General features: G+C 61.7%; 15 protein-coding genes. 8 read left to right on the top strand and 7 right to left on the bottom strand.

Annotated elements, in window-relative coordinates:
- Positions 1-742: 742 nt before the first annotated feature.
- The gene (locus U1R88_RS05925) at positions 743-1,453 is read left to right on the top strand and encodes a 4'-phosphopantetheinyl transferase family protein (RefSeq protein WP_322430391.1); all 711 of its coding nucleotides are present in this window, start codon (positions 743-745) and stop codon (positions 1,451-1,453) included.
- A gap of 223 nt (positions 1,454-1,676) precedes the next feature.
- Here the strand turns inward: U1R88_RS05925 and U1R88_RS05930 are convergent, their stop codons facing one another.
- Positions 1,677-2,315, bottom strand: coding sequence for an acyl-homoserine-lactone synthase (locus U1R88_RS05930; protein WP_068295932.1), 639 nt, complete (start codon positions 2,313-2,315; stop codon positions 1,677-1,679).
- 76 nt (positions 2,316-2,391) lie between these two features.
- Positions 2,392-3,126 carry a LuxR family transcriptional regulator gene (locus tag U1R88_RS05935; protein WP_082980089.1) on the bottom strand — a complete coding sequence of 245 codons (735 nt, stop codon included), beginning with the start codon at positions 3,124-3,126 and terminating at the stop codon, positions 2,392-2,394.
- A 346-nt stretch (positions 3,127-3,472) separates the two neighbouring features.
- On the opposite strand from U1R88_RS05935, the gene U1R88_RS05940 reads away from it, so the two are divergent.
- The 3 genes from U1R88_RS05940 to U1R88_RS05950 all read left to right on the top strand — a co-directional run bounded on the left by U1R88_RS05940 (position 3,473) and on the right by U1R88_RS05950 (position 6,175).
- The gene (locus U1R88_RS05940; protein ID WP_156771738.1) at positions 3,473-3,640 is read left to right on the top strand and encodes a hypothetical protein; all 168 of its coding nucleotides are present in this window, start codon (positions 3,473-3,475) and stop codon (positions 3,638-3,640) included.
- A gap of 851 nt (positions 3,641-4,491) precedes the next feature.
- Positions 4,492-5,103, top strand: a complete 612-nt coding sequence (locus tag U1R88_RS05945; protein WP_322430392.1) for a response regulator transcription factor — start codon at positions 4,492-4,494, stop codon at positions 5,101-5,103.
- Positions 5,104-5,266: 163 nt separating this feature from the next.
- Positions 5,267-6,175 (top strand): homocysteine S-methyltransferase family protein, encoded by a 909-nt coding sequence (locus U1R88_RS05950; RefSeq protein WP_322430393.1) that lies wholly within the window; start codon positions 5,267-5,269, stop codon positions 6,173-6,175.
- A 66-nt stretch (positions 6,176-6,241) separates the two neighbouring features.
- On the opposite strand, the gene U1R88_RS05955 is transcribed toward U1R88_RS05950, so the two are convergent.
- The 5 genes from U1R88_RS05955 to U1R88_RS05975 all read right to left on the bottom strand — a co-directional run bounded on the left by U1R88_RS05955 (position 6,242) and on the right by U1R88_RS05975 (position 10,642).
- Positions 6,242-6,835: a hypothetical protein gene (locus U1R88_RS05955; protein WP_322430394.1), complete on the bottom strand. Its 594-nt coding sequence runs from the start codon at positions 6,833-6,835 to the stop codon at positions 6,242-6,244.
- A 144-nt stretch (positions 6,836-6,979) separates the two neighbouring features.
- Complete coding sequence (locus tag U1R88_RS05960) at positions 6,980-7,894, bottom strand: efflux RND transporter periplasmic adaptor subunit (protein ID WP_311935189.1); 915 nt, start codon at positions 7,892-7,894, stop codon at positions 6,980-6,982.
- Complete coding sequence (locus U1R88_RS05965) at positions 7,891-8,100, bottom strand: DUF1656 domain-containing protein (RefSeq protein WP_068295920.1); 210 nt, start codon at positions 8,098-8,100, stop codon at positions 7,891-7,893. The genes U1R88_RS05960 and U1R88_RS05965 overlap by 4 nt, the downstream gene beginning before the upstream one ends.
- Positions 8,097-10,190: an FUSC family protein gene (locus U1R88_RS05970; protein WP_322430395.1), complete on the bottom strand. Its 2,094-nt coding sequence runs from the start codon at positions 10,188-10,190 to the stop codon at positions 8,097-8,099. Before U1R88_RS05970 ends, U1R88_RS05965 begins: the two co-directional genes overlap by 4 nt.
- Positions 10,187-10,642 (bottom strand): MarR family winged helix-turn-helix transcriptional regulator, encoded by a 456-nt coding sequence (locus U1R88_RS05975; protein ID WP_322430396.1) that lies wholly within the window; start codon positions 10,640-10,642, stop codon positions 10,187-10,189. The genes U1R88_RS05970 and U1R88_RS05975 overlap by 4 nt, the downstream gene beginning before the upstream one ends.
- 137 nt (positions 10,643-10,779) lie before the next feature.
- Here U1R88_RS05975 and U1R88_RS05980 point away from each other — a divergent pair, with 137 nt between their 5' ends.
- The 4 genes from U1R88_RS05980 (at position 10,780) to panE (ending at position 14,301) form a co-directional block, all read left to right on the top strand.
- Positions 10,780-11,475, top strand: a complete 696-nt coding sequence (locus U1R88_RS05980) for a helix-turn-helix transcriptional regulator (protein WP_322430397.1) — start codon at positions 10,780-10,782, stop codon at positions 11,473-11,475.
- A gap of 66 nt (positions 11,476-11,541) precedes the next feature.
- The gene (locus tag U1R88_RS05985) at positions 11,542-12,834 is read left to right on the top strand and encodes an SDR family oxidoreductase (protein WP_322430398.1); all 1,293 of its coding nucleotides are present in this window, start codon (positions 11,542-11,544) and stop codon (positions 12,832-12,834) included.
- Complete coding sequence (locus U1R88_RS05990) at positions 12,831-13,304, top strand: DUF2269 family protein (protein ID WP_322430399.1); 474 nt, start codon at positions 12,831-12,833, stop codon at positions 13,302-13,304. The genes U1R88_RS05985 and U1R88_RS05990 overlap by 4 nt, the downstream gene beginning before the upstream one ends.
- 85 nt (positions 13,305-13,389) lie before the next feature.
- On the top strand, positions 13,390-14,301 hold the full coding sequence (gene panE, locus U1R88_RS05995; RefSeq protein ID WP_322430400.1) for a 2-dehydropantoate 2-reductase: 912 nt from the start codon (positions 13,390-13,392) through the stop codon (positions 14,299-14,301).
- Positions 14,302-14,325 lie beyond the last annotated feature (24 nt).

Raw genomic sequence — 14,325 nt, forward strand, 5'->3', positions numbered from 1 at the left:
CGTGCCACCAGGCCGCCGCCTGCAGCACCGATGTGATATCCATTGCTTTCCTTCGGCCCGTCGGGGCGGCCAGAGGTGCCGGGCTTACGATTGCGTGTGAACCGGAATATCCCGGCTTTCGGACGCTTCGTGTGTGTTTTCACACATTCCCCAGCAAACCAGCCCCATAATTGCGCCGAACATTCCCAGATCAGCTATTGCCTTTCTTGCTCCAGATATTCGTGAAAAATACTTCAATATCCAGATAAACTTATGTTTCGAAAACATGCGTGAATTTACCGTGAAACGAAAAAATCTTCACGCATAGATTTCAAAAACTATAAGGCACATTACATTCTACGAAGGAATTATTAGAGTGGTATACCTCTTTCGCCTTCCTGACACCGAAAAGCCAAAATGACCTTTGCGGCAACCAAGAAAACAGGTGGGGCTCAATGCAGACTCAAAGAACCCATCCAACGAAACACTGCGATTATTGTAGAGTTCGAAGATCACGGTCTCAATTCGGGAAATTGAATGCCCTCCCCCCACCCGATAGGCAAAAACGGACCAAAAGGAGTAGGCTCCATCCATCCCGGAGACTCACGCCTCTACCCCGATAGCCGTAAGACACAGCGCTGAAGGTGGGAGTGACGACCCAAACGCCTCTGCCATCGCTCAGCCCGGGAGAGGTTGCGCGACGGTCTCGATCCTGATCGAGTGGAATCAGTCAATCGCCACACCAGTTGAATCCAAGCTTTCGATGCCGTTTCGCCTGCTCACACCACCCACCCCTCACGAGGTTCACGTCTGGCAATGGGACCTTGACGCCGGCGAAGACGACTTCGAGCGCTACTGGCAGGTCTTGTCGGGGGAGGAGCGCGGTCGCGCTGATAAATTCCGCTTCGAACGGCATCGCCGCCGCTTCGCGGCGGCGCGCGGAAGGCTTAGGCAAATTCTCGCCGATTATCTCGCGGTTTCGCCACAAGCGGTTGGTTTCGGCTACGGTACAGAAGGCAAGCCCTTCTGCACGACCCAACCTTCCGGATGGCGGATCTGCTTCAATCTAAGCCATAGCGAAGACGCGGCAGCCCTTGCCGTCGCGAACGACTTCGAAATCGGCATCGACATCGAGCATATCCGCCCGATCGAGGACAGCATCACGTTGCAGGTATTTTCACCTGACGAGCACACACAATTCGAGGCACTGCCATCCGGCACGCGGCAGAACGTCTTCTTCGAAAACTGGACGCGCAAGGAAGCGTGCCTGAAGGCGCTCGGCACGGGCTTTGCACACCCGCCAACCCATTTCGAATTCGATCTTGCCATCCGGGGTGACACGGCACCCCGCTTCGTCGGTGGCGATGCCGACGAAGCGAAATGTTGGCGCATTCGCGCTCTGAGATCCGCTATGAACCGCACTGGCTCGGTGGCAGCACGGCACCTCGATTGGTCGATCGTCGAAATGACTTGACGCACAGCATCAGCCACTCTGCCGATACGCCAGACAAGCAATATGCCGAGGGCTTGTGGCCCTTGCCCGCCCCATGACACCTCAGAATGTGACGCCGGTTCCTGGCGACGGCATCCGGCCCACATTCACGAGGCGACTAAGATGAGCCCTGAGCCTCGACTGGCCTCGGGCATCGAATTTGCGTTGTTCCAGCCAATTGGCTCGCAAACACAACAACTGCGGCTTAAGCTGCAGCCGCGTGGACTTGCGTCTCGGAACGCAGGACCGAACCAGTGATCTGGCCGGCTGCAGCGATCCCGGCGCGCATCTCCTCGCTGATCTCGAAGAGACCGGCATAAGTCATCACGCGGCCGATTCTGGTGGGCACGCCAATGACATCCGCAGGGCAGTTGGCCAGCTTGAAGATGCGGGCCATGCGGGCATCGTAGACAGACACCACGAAATCGATGCCAGCAAGCATGCCGACCTCGACGATGCCGCACAGCAGCTCCGTCGTCACCGAATGCAGGCGGCGGTTGCCGTCATTGGCCAGATCCGGATCGATCGCGAAGCGGGAGCTTTCCCAAATGAGCGGGCTCTCCACAATTTCGCCATCCGGCAACAGGACTGAGAAGACATCGCGCAGCATATTCGGGCCGGTCGTCGGCAACAGGCGCAGACCACCTTCCACACGACCCGTGTATTGATTTCGCGATATCAAGTAGACAGGATCGCAGTCGTCGAAATAATCTATCTCGCGACCATTGGAAACATTAACGTCCCAATCAAGCCTGTCTTTAAAGACCCTCGCACGCATCTGGTAAAGTGCATCCAGGGTTTCAGTATGTAAATGACGTTCGTAACTTTGAATGACTTCAATCATCGAACAGACCCTCCGTCGGAATCTGCTCGAATTTATTGGTCACTTATTCCCTTAGAAATACGGCGTATTTGACGGGTTACCTCGATCCGAAAAAAATGCTCATATTCATTGCCTTGGCGACGGCATGAGTAACATTGGTTGCATTCAGTTTTGCTCGAGCCAGGTCGAGGTAGAACCGCACCGTGCGGTCCGAAAGGGAGAGTATCGTCGCAGTTTCCGAGACCGTCTTGCCGCGGGCAACCCACTTCAGGCATTCGATCTCACGCGGAGAAAGATGGACTTCCTCTTCTTCAACCGCTTCCGTACGCAGGATGGCATTGTGGATGTGGTAGGCCAAGACCTGGAAGTCGCGCTGGAACGCCCCCAACGTCTGATCCCATTCCTGATCGGAGACGTCGCTGGTGATGGTGAAGAGGGCACGTTCGCCATGGCGGCCGCGGATAGGGAAAGTCAGGCCCTGGCGCCCCAGCCCGAATTCGGCAGCCTCGCCGAAAAAGGCCCGGAGCTTCGACCCCTTCAGGTCGAATTTGCGCCAATCAATGGGCAAGACGGCCGAAAACCCCTCTCTTAGAACAGGGTCTATTCTAACATAATTCTCGCTCTTGTAGTGCTCAACCCAATCATCGGAGTAAGTAACAGCCAAATAGGGATCGTCACCATTAGAGCTAGGAATATTTACAGCAAAATAGGCCGCTGTACGCAGCCCGTAACTCTGAACAACGCGATTCAACATCCCTTTTACGTCACGGGACGTCGGTACACTGCCAATTTCATCGACAATATCATAATATATCTTGTCGAGCGCTCTCATATGCCGCCCCCTAAACCTCGGGGCGGTATGATAGTGCAAAACGTAGCGGGACGCTAGTTCCTAGATTACTTCATGGGCGTTCGGCTCGATAGAATGAAGACTTGGATTATATACTTCGATGTCTCTTTAAATCTCAAAAGAATAATGGCAGCATCCTGAGTTCATTCCAGTCTGATGCCAGTTAGTAGCCAACCAACCAAGGTTGATCGGTTGAATATCTGTCAAGAAACGACGACCGTTCCAACCTTCGATACGACAATGTTTCGCCATTCCCGCGAACGGTGGGGTCGAACCGATGATAAACAAGGGTCACGACGCAATGCCTAAAGTTCAACAAGGTCAATCGATGGTCACCATCGATGACGACACCGGCACGATCACCATCGATCTGGTGGCTTATGGGCCGGTGCGAATCGTGATGACGGCCGATGGCGACATTGAGGTCGAGGGACGTAGCATCCTGAACACGGCTCATTGGACGAGTTTTGGCAACGAGCTTCCCAAGCGAGCCTGAAAGTCGCCGCCGGAAAGCTGGCTGAGATCGACACACTATGACATGAAGCCCGGGCGGTCATGCTGCCGCGGGTTTCCGTCGTGCGTTGATTTACAGGGCGCCGCCAAGGATGCCCATGTAGCAGGTCCCTCCTTTAGGTATCGGCAAGGCCGTCATGCACGGATATGTGCGGCCCGCCTCGCTCCCTGACGATTTCCAAGGGCAGGCTACTTCATCGTCTTTCCGCAGACATCCAATCCCGCCAGCACTCTATCCGCGAGGACGCTCCGAACCGGGCTCTCGCGCTTGGTTCGGAGCGCTTAATCGCTCCTGCCCCGCCCGCTGTCACATACCCCGCATGGGTGCAATGCTATCGACAGACGCAGGCCTCATGGCTTCCATGTCGCGAATACGGCACCACCATGTTTGCAGTGTCTAGAGGCTTCCCTGGCATGGCTGCGCCGACTTGCCGATCGCGCGCATGGGCGGTTGGGCGGTATGGCCTGAAGGCAATGTGCGAAATCGCACATCGCAACCCTTCGCCATGGTGTTTCTCACTTGGAGGGTGGGTGTCTACCCATGGTGTTGAGGAAGCGTGTCGAATCCGAGTCATGCCGCGTCGTTTCCATGCGCCACGACGATGGCATGTTTAATATTTCCCCAAAAAGGAAACTGTCCTCGCCTTGGGTTTGCGAGAATATGGAAGTTTGACATTTCGCTGAAAGTCCTTGCCTATTTCGTGACTGAAGGAGGGGAAGCAGGTGAGATCGATCGGTGAAAGTGGCCTGACACACGAGGGAGAGCGTTACTTGAAAATCCCCGTTTGTGTAATCGACAAGCGAGCCTTCTGGCGCGATTGTCTGACGATGTGCTTGACGGCCTCTTCCGCAAAGCTTGCTGCCGTCGGCTACGACACTATCGACGATTGGCTGACAGCCTCCACGCAGGCCCCTTCGACGATCATCCTGCTATGTGCCACCGGGGAGGAAGGTACGGTCCGGGCCATACAGTCTGGGCTCGATCGCATCCTCTCCAGCGTGCCGGGTGCGCGCGTGGTCATCCTATCCGACATCGACAACCCGGCGACGATGGTCTCCGCCCTGGAACGCGGCGCACGCGGCTTCGTAACCATGAGCCTCAGCCTGGAGGTGGCGATCGAAGCAATCCGCATCGTGAATGTCGGCGGCACCTTCGTTCCCGCCAGTGGCCTGTTGTCGGCACGCCAGGGCTTTACAGCCCCGCTCGATGGCCAACCGCCAGCTGTGGAGGGGCGGCCGCATTTCACCGAACGGCAGTTGGCAATCATCGCGTGCGTACGCAGGGGCGAGCCGAACAAGATCATCGCCCATAAGCTCAACATGACCGAAAGCACGGTCAAGGTTCACATCCGCAACATCATGCGCAAGATCAAGGCCAAGAACCGCACCGAAGTTGCGTTTCTGACCAACGAACTGCTGCTTCCCAACGAAACCTCGAGCGACTGAGACAGACCAGCGGATGTGGAATGGGCCGGAACAGGATCGCTTCCTGGCGACGCCGGCGCCCCGTCTTGCAAACACAACTCCCCTGCTCCGCTTCTTCAGTAACGCCTTGTTCTCCTGCTCGAGGATGGCTACTGGCTTGTCCATCATCGTTGGAGTACGTGACATGCCCGGAACCATCCGGATCCTCGACGGCGGCATGAGCCGGGAACTGCTTCGCCTCGGCGCCGAGTTGCGCCAACCCGAATGGTCGGCCCTCGCTTTGACGGAGGCCCCCGACATCGTCCGCCGGGTTCATGCCGAGTTCATCGAGGCTGGAGCCGAGGTGATCACCACCAACAGCTACGCCCTGGTCCCCTTCCATATCGGCGAGCAGCGCTTCCGCGAGCAGGGACCTGCCCTGATCGACCTCGCCGGCCGCCTCGCCCGGCAGGCCGCCGACAGCAACTTCGGCCGCAAGGTGCTGGTGGCAGGATCGCTGCCGCCGATCTTCGGCTCCTACGAACCCGAACGCTTCGATCCTTCCCGCGTCCAGGACTATCTGGAAGTGCTGGTCGCCGGCCTTGCACCCCACTCCGATGTCTGGCTCGGCGAAACCCTCAGCCTGATCGCCGAAGGCGAGGCCGTGCGCCAAGCCGTGGCCGCCACCGGCAAGCCATTCTGGGTCTCCTTCACCCTGTCCGACGAGGTAGGCGCCGAGGACGGCGAGCCGCGGTTGCGCTCCGGTGAAAGCGTGGCCGATGCTGCTGCCTGGGCGGCCGGGTCAGGGGCCGAAGCACTACTCTTCAATTGCAGCCGGCCCGAGGTGATGGGGAAGGCCGTGCGCGTGGCCGGCAAGATCCTGCGCGAGCGGCAATCAGATCTCGAAATCGGCGTCTATGCCAATGCCTTCGAGGAGCAGGACGGGGACGGCGCCGCCAACGAGACCCTGCACGGCACGCGCGAGGACCTGACGGCCATGGCCTATTCCCGCTTTGCCTGTGACTGGGCCGAAGCGGGCGCCACCCTGATCGGCGGCTGCTGTGGCATCGGCGCGCGGCATATTCACAGCCTCGCAACCGCCTTGAGACGTTGAACCTGGCACCCGGGGCGGCGGACCACGCCGGCCTCCGGTGGAGAGGTTCGCCGCAATATCCTCGGCTTATCCGGCTCGCCCCAAGGCAATGGCCGATCCGGTAAAGGGCAGGACGAGATCGTAACCGGTCGGAGGCGGCGAGATCGGCGTAGTCGCCGCGGTACCGAACTGGGTGATGCCGGATCCAACAGCCTCGGCGAGATCGTAGTGCTTTCCCGCAAATTCGAATGCATGGCTCGTGATCAGGCGCGCCGAGAACATGTTGGTGCCTATGATGGCTCCGCTTGTTTGCGTGAGGGAAGCGTCAACCGTGGTGCCGACCACCAGGCTGGTGCGGCGGAAGGTGGCAATGCACTCGCCCTGGGCGAAGGAGGCTGGATCGGCAAAGGTCGCGCCTGGCCGGCGCTGCAGATATAGCGAGAATTCGCCGACCGGATCGAGGCCAAGCGAAAGTGCGCCATTGTCGATCCCGTTCGCCTTGAACGGCGTGGCGGCGAAGGTGAAATACGCCGTCGTCTCTGCCGGCTTGCCATCGAACAGCGGCGCATCTGCAAACGGCAAATGCAGGAAGTAGCCGTAGTCGGCCAGTGAGCCATCATTGGCGCGGTAGAAGCGCCCGGTGGCGTACCAGGCAAGTTCGGCTGTCATCAAGGCGGTCATGAAGAGTCCTCTGCAGGAAAGGGACGTTACTTCATAGACCGAGAGCAAAGCGCATTCACGACCATATGTTTGTTTGCTCTGAATTTGGGAACTTGAAAGATCGGGGCGGCACCTCCGTTGCCGATGCCGCTTCGTCGTCTCTCCTCAGGACTTGGTCGTTCCGGCCGATCCGCCCGCGCTGGCCTGCGGCGGCTTCGATTTGACGGTGACGGTTGCCGTCTGGCCCGCCACCAGGTGGAAGCCTTCCGGCAGCTTGTCGAGTGCCACGCGGATCGGCACGCGTTGGGCCAGGCGCACCCAAGAGAAGGTCGGGTTGATGTTGGCCAGGAGGTTCGAACCATCGCTGCGTTCGCGATCCTCGATGCCGCCGGCAATGCTCTCGACATGACCGGTGATGACGGCCGGCTGGCCCATCAGATGGATGTCGACCGGATCTCCCACGGCGATCCGGGGCAGCTTGGTCTCCTCGAAATAGCCTTCGACCCGTAATGAATCGGTATCGAGCAGCGCCGTCACCGCCTTGCCGGCCGAGACATAGTCGCCGGGATTGAGGTTGAAATTGGTGATCACGCCATTGACCGGCGCCTTGATCTCCGAGCGTTCGAGATTGAGCTTGGCCACGGCCTGATTGGCGAGGGCCTGCTGGTAATTGGCGCTCGCAACATCCTGGCTTGCCAGGGCCTGCTCGATCTTCTGGGCCGACGCCACGTCCTTGCCTAGTTCGCTGTAGCGCACATAGTCGCGCTTTGCCTGTTCCAGCGTCGCCTTGGTGCCGGAGACGGCCGCATCGGCCTGCTGCAGGGCAAGCTCGAAGCGTTTGGGATCGATACGGATCAGGACGTCGCCGCGATGGACTTCCTGGTTGTCGCGGACCAGCACTTCACTGACCAGGCCGGACACGTCCGGCGTGATGCCGACGATATCGGCGCGGACATGACCATCCCGGGTCCAAGGGTCGTTCATGTAATAGTCCCACAACCGCCAGCCGAAGCCGGCAGCGATGACGACGACAATGAGGGTGATGAGGACTCGCCCCAGCGAGGCAAAAAAGCGTTTCACGACACGAACCGTTGAAAGATGGAAAACAACCCGCTCAGCACGATCACGAATAGTGCGAGATCGAACAGGGAGCGGTGCCAGACCAGGCGATAGACGCCAGCCCTGGCCAGTACAGAACGAAGCAGAAGATTGGCGATGATGGCGACGAGCGCGAGGATCATCAGGCTCGGTACATAGACGCCAAAGATATCGATGTCGGCGTTCACGATGCGAGCTCCAGTTTGGGAAGGATGGGCATGGCCACGGGCGCAGCGAGGTTCACGGGTGCCGGCGAGGCGGGAAAGAGGGCGCGCCGCAGGCCGACGAGCGCCTGCACCGCATTCCGCCGCACGCCCGGCTCGACTCCCTGGGCGAAATCCGACAGGGCCTCGTCGATGGCGCCCAGCAGCGAAGACGGCGGATCGACCGCCCTGCCCGTCGCGGCCCGCGTACCATAGAAGCGGGCGATGGCGTCCAGCACTTGCTGCAGGTGCCGACGTTGCGCCGATGACAGCTTGCCGCGCAGCCTCTGCAGGTCGAGCACGTTGATACCGACACGCAGTTCCACCAGGAGGTCGGCCGCTGCCACGTCCTCGCTGACGCCCTGTGCCAGTCGTGGCACCAATTGACCGAGCCGGTCGAAGACGCGCCCGGCAAAGGCCTCGGCATCGGCGTTGCGTCCACCGCGCGAGGTCGCGGCGATATCCGCCCAGCCGGCCCTGACCAGGCGCGTGGCGACCAGTGCCGCCCCGAAGGGCCTGGTGGCCAGGGTCCAGACCAGGGCAAAGCCACCGCCGAGGATCGAGGCGACGGACGAGTTCATGAAAGCCGCGAATTCGGCGCTGTAATTGGCCTGCAGCCCAACGAAGGACGCGGTGTTCACCGCCAGCAACATGGCGATCATGTTGAATTGCGGGCGCGAAACCAAGGTTCCGACGAGGATGAAGGGCACGGCAAACATCACCACCAGCCCGACATAGTCGTGGGCGAGCGGCAGGAGGGCGAAGAGATACACGGCCGACAAGCCGACGCTGACGGTCATCCACACGGTGAAGCTGCGGATCTGGCTGACGGGATTGTCAATGGCGGCAAAGAAGGAACAGCCGACCGCCGTCATGATCACGCAGCCCGACCCCTCGCTCCAGCCGGTCCATATCCACATCAGGCCGGACAGAATGGTGGCGAGCACCACCGAGCCGACCTGGAAGGCCAGCAGCGCATAGTCGTAGTGGCTGACCTTGCCGACGGTCCGGCGCATACGGAAGGTCGGGCGCCAGCGGCTGATGCGATCGCCGAGCTCGATCTGCCGCTGCAACTGGCGGCAGTCCTCCCACAGATCGACCAGTTCCTTCATGCGCTCCAGCGTGCTCGACAGCACCAGGGCCGGCCATTGCGCCTCCTCGGCGCTTCCCTGGCCGGTCTTCGGCTCCAGCGCGGCGATGTCGGCGAGCAATTGATCGGCTTCGCCGCGTTCATTGCCCTCGCCCGAGCGCATCCATGCAAGGAGGCGGGTGCGCAAGGCATCGATGCCGGCAATCTCGCCGCCTGCCTCGCGCAAGGCCGCAAGGCGGTCGTCCAGGGAAGACAGCAGCGGCAGCAGCAGCGCCATGCGTCCCCGCAATTCATGGGCGACGCGCACGGTCGCCTGGTTCGCCGTGTCGTAGCCGAGCTGGCTGATCAGCATGTCCATCGCGCGAATGTCGGTGGCAAGGCGCTGGCGCTCGCGCGTGGCCCCGGTTCCGGTGCCATCGGTGAGCACGGCGCTCGCCCAGGCTCCGGCATCGCGCAGCCAGCCCTTGATCTGCTGCCCGAGCACCGGGCCGATCCGGGCCGGAAAGAACAGGGAATTCACCAGGGCGGCACAGACGATACCGAGCGTGATCTCTTCGGCGCGTGAGACGGCAACGTCGAAGATCGTGTCGGGTGCGCTGACGGTCGGCAATGCGATCAAGGGGAGCGTGTAGCCTGCGAGCATGAAGACATAGCTGCGCGGCGTGCGGTCCAGGAGGGAGACGAACAGGAAGACGCCCGTCCACAGGCCGACCACGATGATGAACAATTCGGGCGCCGACGAAAAAATGGGCAGCAGCAGGATCGATCCTGAAGCGCCGATGAAGGTGCCAAGGGCCCGATACAGCGCTTTCGACGTTGTGGCGCCGGCCAGAGGATTGGCAACCACATAAACGGCCGCCATCGCCCAATAGGGCCGCTCCAGCCCGGCGGCCAGCGCGATGTAGAGCGCCAGCATCGAGGCCGAGAAAGCCTTGAGAGAAAAGACCCAATCCCGGACGGTGGGCAGGGCGAAACCTGCGGTCATGTCGCCGCCTCCGCCTGCTGGCGGGCCGACGCCTCTTCGATGGCGCGGAAAACGCGCAGCGTGGCCTCGATATCGTCTTGCGAAAGATGACCGAGAATGCGGGTACGCAAGCCGACGAGTTCCTGCTCGATCACGCTTGTCACTCGTTCGCCCTCGTCCGTGAGCCAGAGTGTCTTGGCCCGGCGATCCGCACCTTCGCGCCTCTCGATCAGGCCGCTGGCGCAAAGCTGGTCGAGCAGGCGCACCAAGGAGGCTCCTTCGATGCCGATGGCATCGGCAACCTCGGTCTGATTCACGCCGCCGCCCATACGCTCGATCTGGATGAGCGGCACCGCCGCGGCGTCGGAGACGCCATGGGTCGCGACAATGTCATGCACCAGGCGGCGCCAATGGCGGCCGATCTGCTGGGTTTTGCCGGTCAATGCGAAACGCAAGGTGTCAATCTTTTCCATGCCTAATAATTAGCATCCTAATTAAAAGCATGCAAATTATTTATTGCAACGGATATCATCAACCGGCAGAAAGCTTCCTGACAGGATTTGTCAGCCAGGCGTATAGAATGATGGCTCGATATATCAGATGAGACGCCATGGCCCGAACGAGCCGCCTCCTCTCGCTCCTGCAGATCCTGCGCGGCAAGCGCCGCCCGGTGACGGCCGCCGCCCTGGCGCAGGAACTCGCCGTCTCCGAACGCACGCTCTATCGCGACATCGCCGAGCTAGTCGCCCAGGGCGCGCCCATCCAGGGTGAGGCCGGCATTGGCTATATCCTGCGCCCCGGCCTGTTCCTGCCACCACTGATGCTCTCCGAGGACGAGACCGAAGCCATCGTGCTTGGCCTGCGCTATGTCGAGCAACGCGGCGACGACACGCTCGGCCGCTCAGCCCGCGAGGCTCTCGCCAAGATCGAGGCAGTCCTGCCGCCGGCCGCGCAGGAAATCGCCCGCAATCCGGTCGCCCTGCCAGGCCCCAGCCATAAGGGCTTTCCCGACAACAGAGTCGCGATCGAGGTGTTTCGCAGTGCTATCCGAGCCCAGGCCAAACTGCGCATCGACTATGGCGACCTCAACGGCCAGGCGACCACCCGTGTGATCTGGCCGATCGCCATCGGCTTCATGAACGAGGCTCGCATGCTGGCCGCCTGGTGCGAGTTGCGTGAAGACTTTCGTCATTTCCGTACCGACCGCATCGCGGCCGCCAGCGAGATCGGCGAGCGCTATCCCGGACGGCGCAGCCAATTGGTGAAGGCGTGGCGTGCCACGATGGATGAAATCGCCAAACGCTAGCGCCCTACTCCGTACCAGCCCTTCTTCTTCCTTGCCTCGCCACGGCAAACCGGGCAAACGGCCCTCATGCGCATTCTCGTTCCCGGCGGTTACGGTCTGATCGGCTCGGCCATCGTCTCGGCCCTGCTGGCGGCCGGCCACGAGGTCACGGGTCTCGGTCGTTCCGTGCATCAGGCTCGTCTGCGCGAACCTCGTGTGTGCTGGCTTCAGCATGACCTCGGGGATCTCGTCAGTGCCGAGGCCTGGCGCCCGCTCCTCAAAGACATCGACGCCGTGATCAATGCCGCCGGCGTGCTGCAGGACGGCCCCGGCGACGACGTCATGGTGACCCAATCGCTCGCCATGGTCGCCCTTTTCGAGGCCTGCGAGCAGGCCGGCGTGAAACGCTTCGTCCAGATCTCCGCTGTCGGCGCCTCGCCCGATGCCGCCACCGTGTTCATGCGCAGCAAGGGCATCGCCGACGAGGCGCTGGAAGGCTCGTCGCTCGACTGGACCATCCTGCGCCCTGGCCTGGTGCTGGGCTCTTCGGTCTATGGCGGCAGCGCCCTGCTGCATGCGCTCGCCAGTCTGCCGGGCTTCATTCCGCTGCCGCCGGCGCCGTCGATCCGCAGCGTGGCGCTGGATGACGTCGCCACGACGGCGCTGGCTGCGGTCGAAGGACGGCTACCGCATCGGCGTATCTATGATGTCGTCGAGGACAGGGCGCGTAGCCTCCGGGAGATCGTCGCCGCGCTGCGGGCGAGGCTTGGCCTGCCGCCCGCCCGTTTCGCCCGCTGGCCCCTATGGATCTTTCGCCTCGGCTTTCGGCTCGGCGACCTCGCGGGCCTGCTGGGCTGGCGGCCGCCGATGCGCACCACCTCGCTCGACCAGATCCTGACCGGCATCGATGGCGACCCGACACCGCTTGGCGCCGCCAATGGTCGTTCCCTCAAGGCCCTTCCGGAAATCCTCGAAGCCGTCGACGGCACCGTGCGCGAACGCTGGTTCGCGCGACTTTTCCTGCTCAAGCCGGTGATCGTCGCGACGCTGGGCCTGTTCTGGCTGCTTTCGGGCCTGATCGGCCTCATCGCCGCGGACCAGGCCGAAGCCGTGCTGACGGCGCGGGGCTTTTCGCCGGCACTTGCGGCCCTCTTCGTGCATGGCGGCGCCATCGTCGACGTCCTGCTCGGCGCGACCATGCTCTGGCGACGAACCATGCCGGCCGCTGCATCAGGCATGATCGGCGTTACCCTTGCCTATCTCCTCGCCGGCAGCCTGTTCACGCCCGACCTTTGGCTCGACCCGCTCGGGCCCTTCCTCAAGACGCTACCGGCAGCCCTTCTCGCTCTGGTCGCGCTCGCCATCAAGGATGCGCGATGACCTATGCCGACCTGCTGCTCTGGCTCCATGTGATCGGCGCGACCGTGCTGCTGGGTACGGGAGCGGGCATCGCCTTCTTCATGCTCGTCGCCCATCGCACCGACGACGCCAGGCTGATCGCCCATGTCGCCGGCACCGTGGTTACGGCAGACCTCCTGTTCACCGCCACTGCCGTGGTGCTGCAGCCGCTCACCGGAGCCCTACTGGCGCAAGAGATCGGCTGGCCATTGAGCTCGCCCTGGATCGTGCTGTCGCTGGGCCTCTATGTTTTCACCGGCCTGTTCTGGCTGCCCGTCGTCGTCATTCAGGTCAAGATGCGGGACCTCGCCAGGAAGGCCGCGCAGGAGAATTCAGCCCTTCCGCCAAGCTATTACAGGCTTTTCCGTATCTGGTTTGCCTGCGGTTTTCCGGCCTTCATCGCCGTGCTCGCCATTCTCTGGCTGATGCTGACCAAGCCGCAATTCGGATAAGACAAGCGCAGCTTGCTTGTCCGCAATCCAGCGCCGACCTATACCTCCTCAAGCTCGAACACAGCCATCCAATGGCGGAGGAATCATGCGCATCCTGGTTGTCGGCGCTGGAGCGACGGGCGGCTATTTTGGCGGCCGGCTGATGCAGGCGGGCCGTGACGTCACCTTCCTGGTTCGGCCTGCGCGAGCAGAAAAGCTGCGGGCGGAAGGCCTCAAGATCGTCAGCCCCTTCGGCGATGCCGAACTGGCGCCAAAGCTCGTCACCACCGGCAGCAATAACAACGCCTACGACCTCGTGCTGCTCACCGTGAAGGCCTACGGGCTCGAGGCCGCGCTTGACGACATCGCCCCCGCGATCGGCTCCGAGACGATGATCCTGCCGGTGCTCAACGGCATGCGGCATGTCGACGTCATCAAGGCCCGCTTCGGCGAGAAGGCCCTCGTCGGCGGCGTCTGCCTGATCGCCGCCACCATCGACGACCAGGACCGCATCGTCCAGCTTACGCCCATGCACAACCTCATCTATGGCGAGATGAACGGCGAACGGTCCGAGCGCATCGAGGCGGTCGATGCGGCCATGCAGGGGGCCGGCTTCAACGCCAAGCTTTCCGACGACATCGAGCGCGACATGTGGGGCAAATGGATCACGCTCGCCAGCCTTGGCGGCATCTGCTGCCTGATGCGCGGCTCGGTGGGCGAGATCGAGGCGGCACCGGGCGGCCTGGCCTTCGTGCTGCGCTTCTTCGACGAGGTGGTCGGCGTGGTGAAAGCCGTGGGCAAGCTGCCAGGCGAGCCCATCCTGAACATGGCACGCTCGATGCTGACCCAGAAGGGCTCGGCCATGGCTTCCTCCATGTATCGCGACCTGCAGAAGGGCGCGCCGATCGAGGCGGACCAGATCATCGGGGACCTGCTGGCTCGCGCGCAGAAGGCAAGCATGGAAACACCCCTGTTGTCAGCGGCTTATGCAAATCTGGCGATCTATCAGAACAGATAGTTGAGATCGAATATCTGCCGCCTT

The organism is Labrys sedimenti, from assembly GCF_034424805.1.
Taxonomy (GTDB): domain Bacteria; phylum Pseudomonadota; class Alphaproteobacteria; order Rhizobiales; family Labraceae; genus Labrys; species Labrys sedimenti.

Bases quoted from the DNA above. Each gene is read 5' to 3' on its own strand.
- panE (WP_322430400.1), top strand. From the start codon at position 13,390: ATGCGCATCCTGGTTGTCGGCGCTGGAGCGACGGGCGGCTATTTTGGC.
- U1R88_RS05980 (WP_322430397.1), top strand. From the start codon at position 10,780: ATGGCCCGAACGAGCCGCCTCCTCTCGCTCCTGCAGATCCTGCGCGGC.
- U1R88_RS05970 (WP_322430395.1), bottom strand. From the start codon at position 10,190: ATGACCGCAGGTTTCGCCCTGCCCACCGTCCGGGATTGGGTCTTTTCT.
- U1R88_RS05940 (WP_156771738.1), top strand. From the start codon at position 3,473: ATGGTCACCATCGATGACGACACCGGCACGATCACCATCGATCTGGTG.
- U1R88_RS05985 (WP_322430398.1), top strand. From the start codon at position 11,542: ATGCGCATTCTCGTTCCCGGCGGTTACGGTCTGATCGGCTCGGCCATC.
- U1R88_RS05955 (WP_322430394.1), bottom strand. From the start codon at position 6,835: ATGACCGCCTTGATGACAGCCGAACTTGCCTGGTACGCCACCGGGCGC.
- U1R88_RS05950 (WP_322430393.1), top strand. From the start codon at position 5,267: ATGCCCGGAACCATCCGGATCCTCGACGGCGGCATGAGCCGGGAACTG.
- U1R88_RS05975 (WP_322430396.1), bottom strand. From the start codon at position 10,642: ATGGAAAAGATTGACACCTTGCGTTTCGCATTGACCGGCAAAACCCAG.
- U1R88_RS05925 (WP_322430391.1), top strand. From the start codon at position 743: ATGCCGTTTCGCCTGCTCACACCACCCACCCCTCACGAGGTTCACGTC.
- U1R88_RS05930 (WP_068295932.1), bottom strand. From the start codon at position 2,315: ATGATTGAAGTCATTCAAAGTTACGAACGTCATTTACATACTGAAACC.
- U1R88_RS05935 (WP_082980089.1), bottom strand. From the start codon at position 3,126: ATGAGAGCGCTCGACAAGATATATTATGATATTGTCGATGAAATTGGC.
- U1R88_RS05990 (WP_322430399.1), top strand. From the start codon at position 12,831: ATGACCTATGCCGACCTGCTGCTCTGGCTCCATGTGATCGGCGCGACC.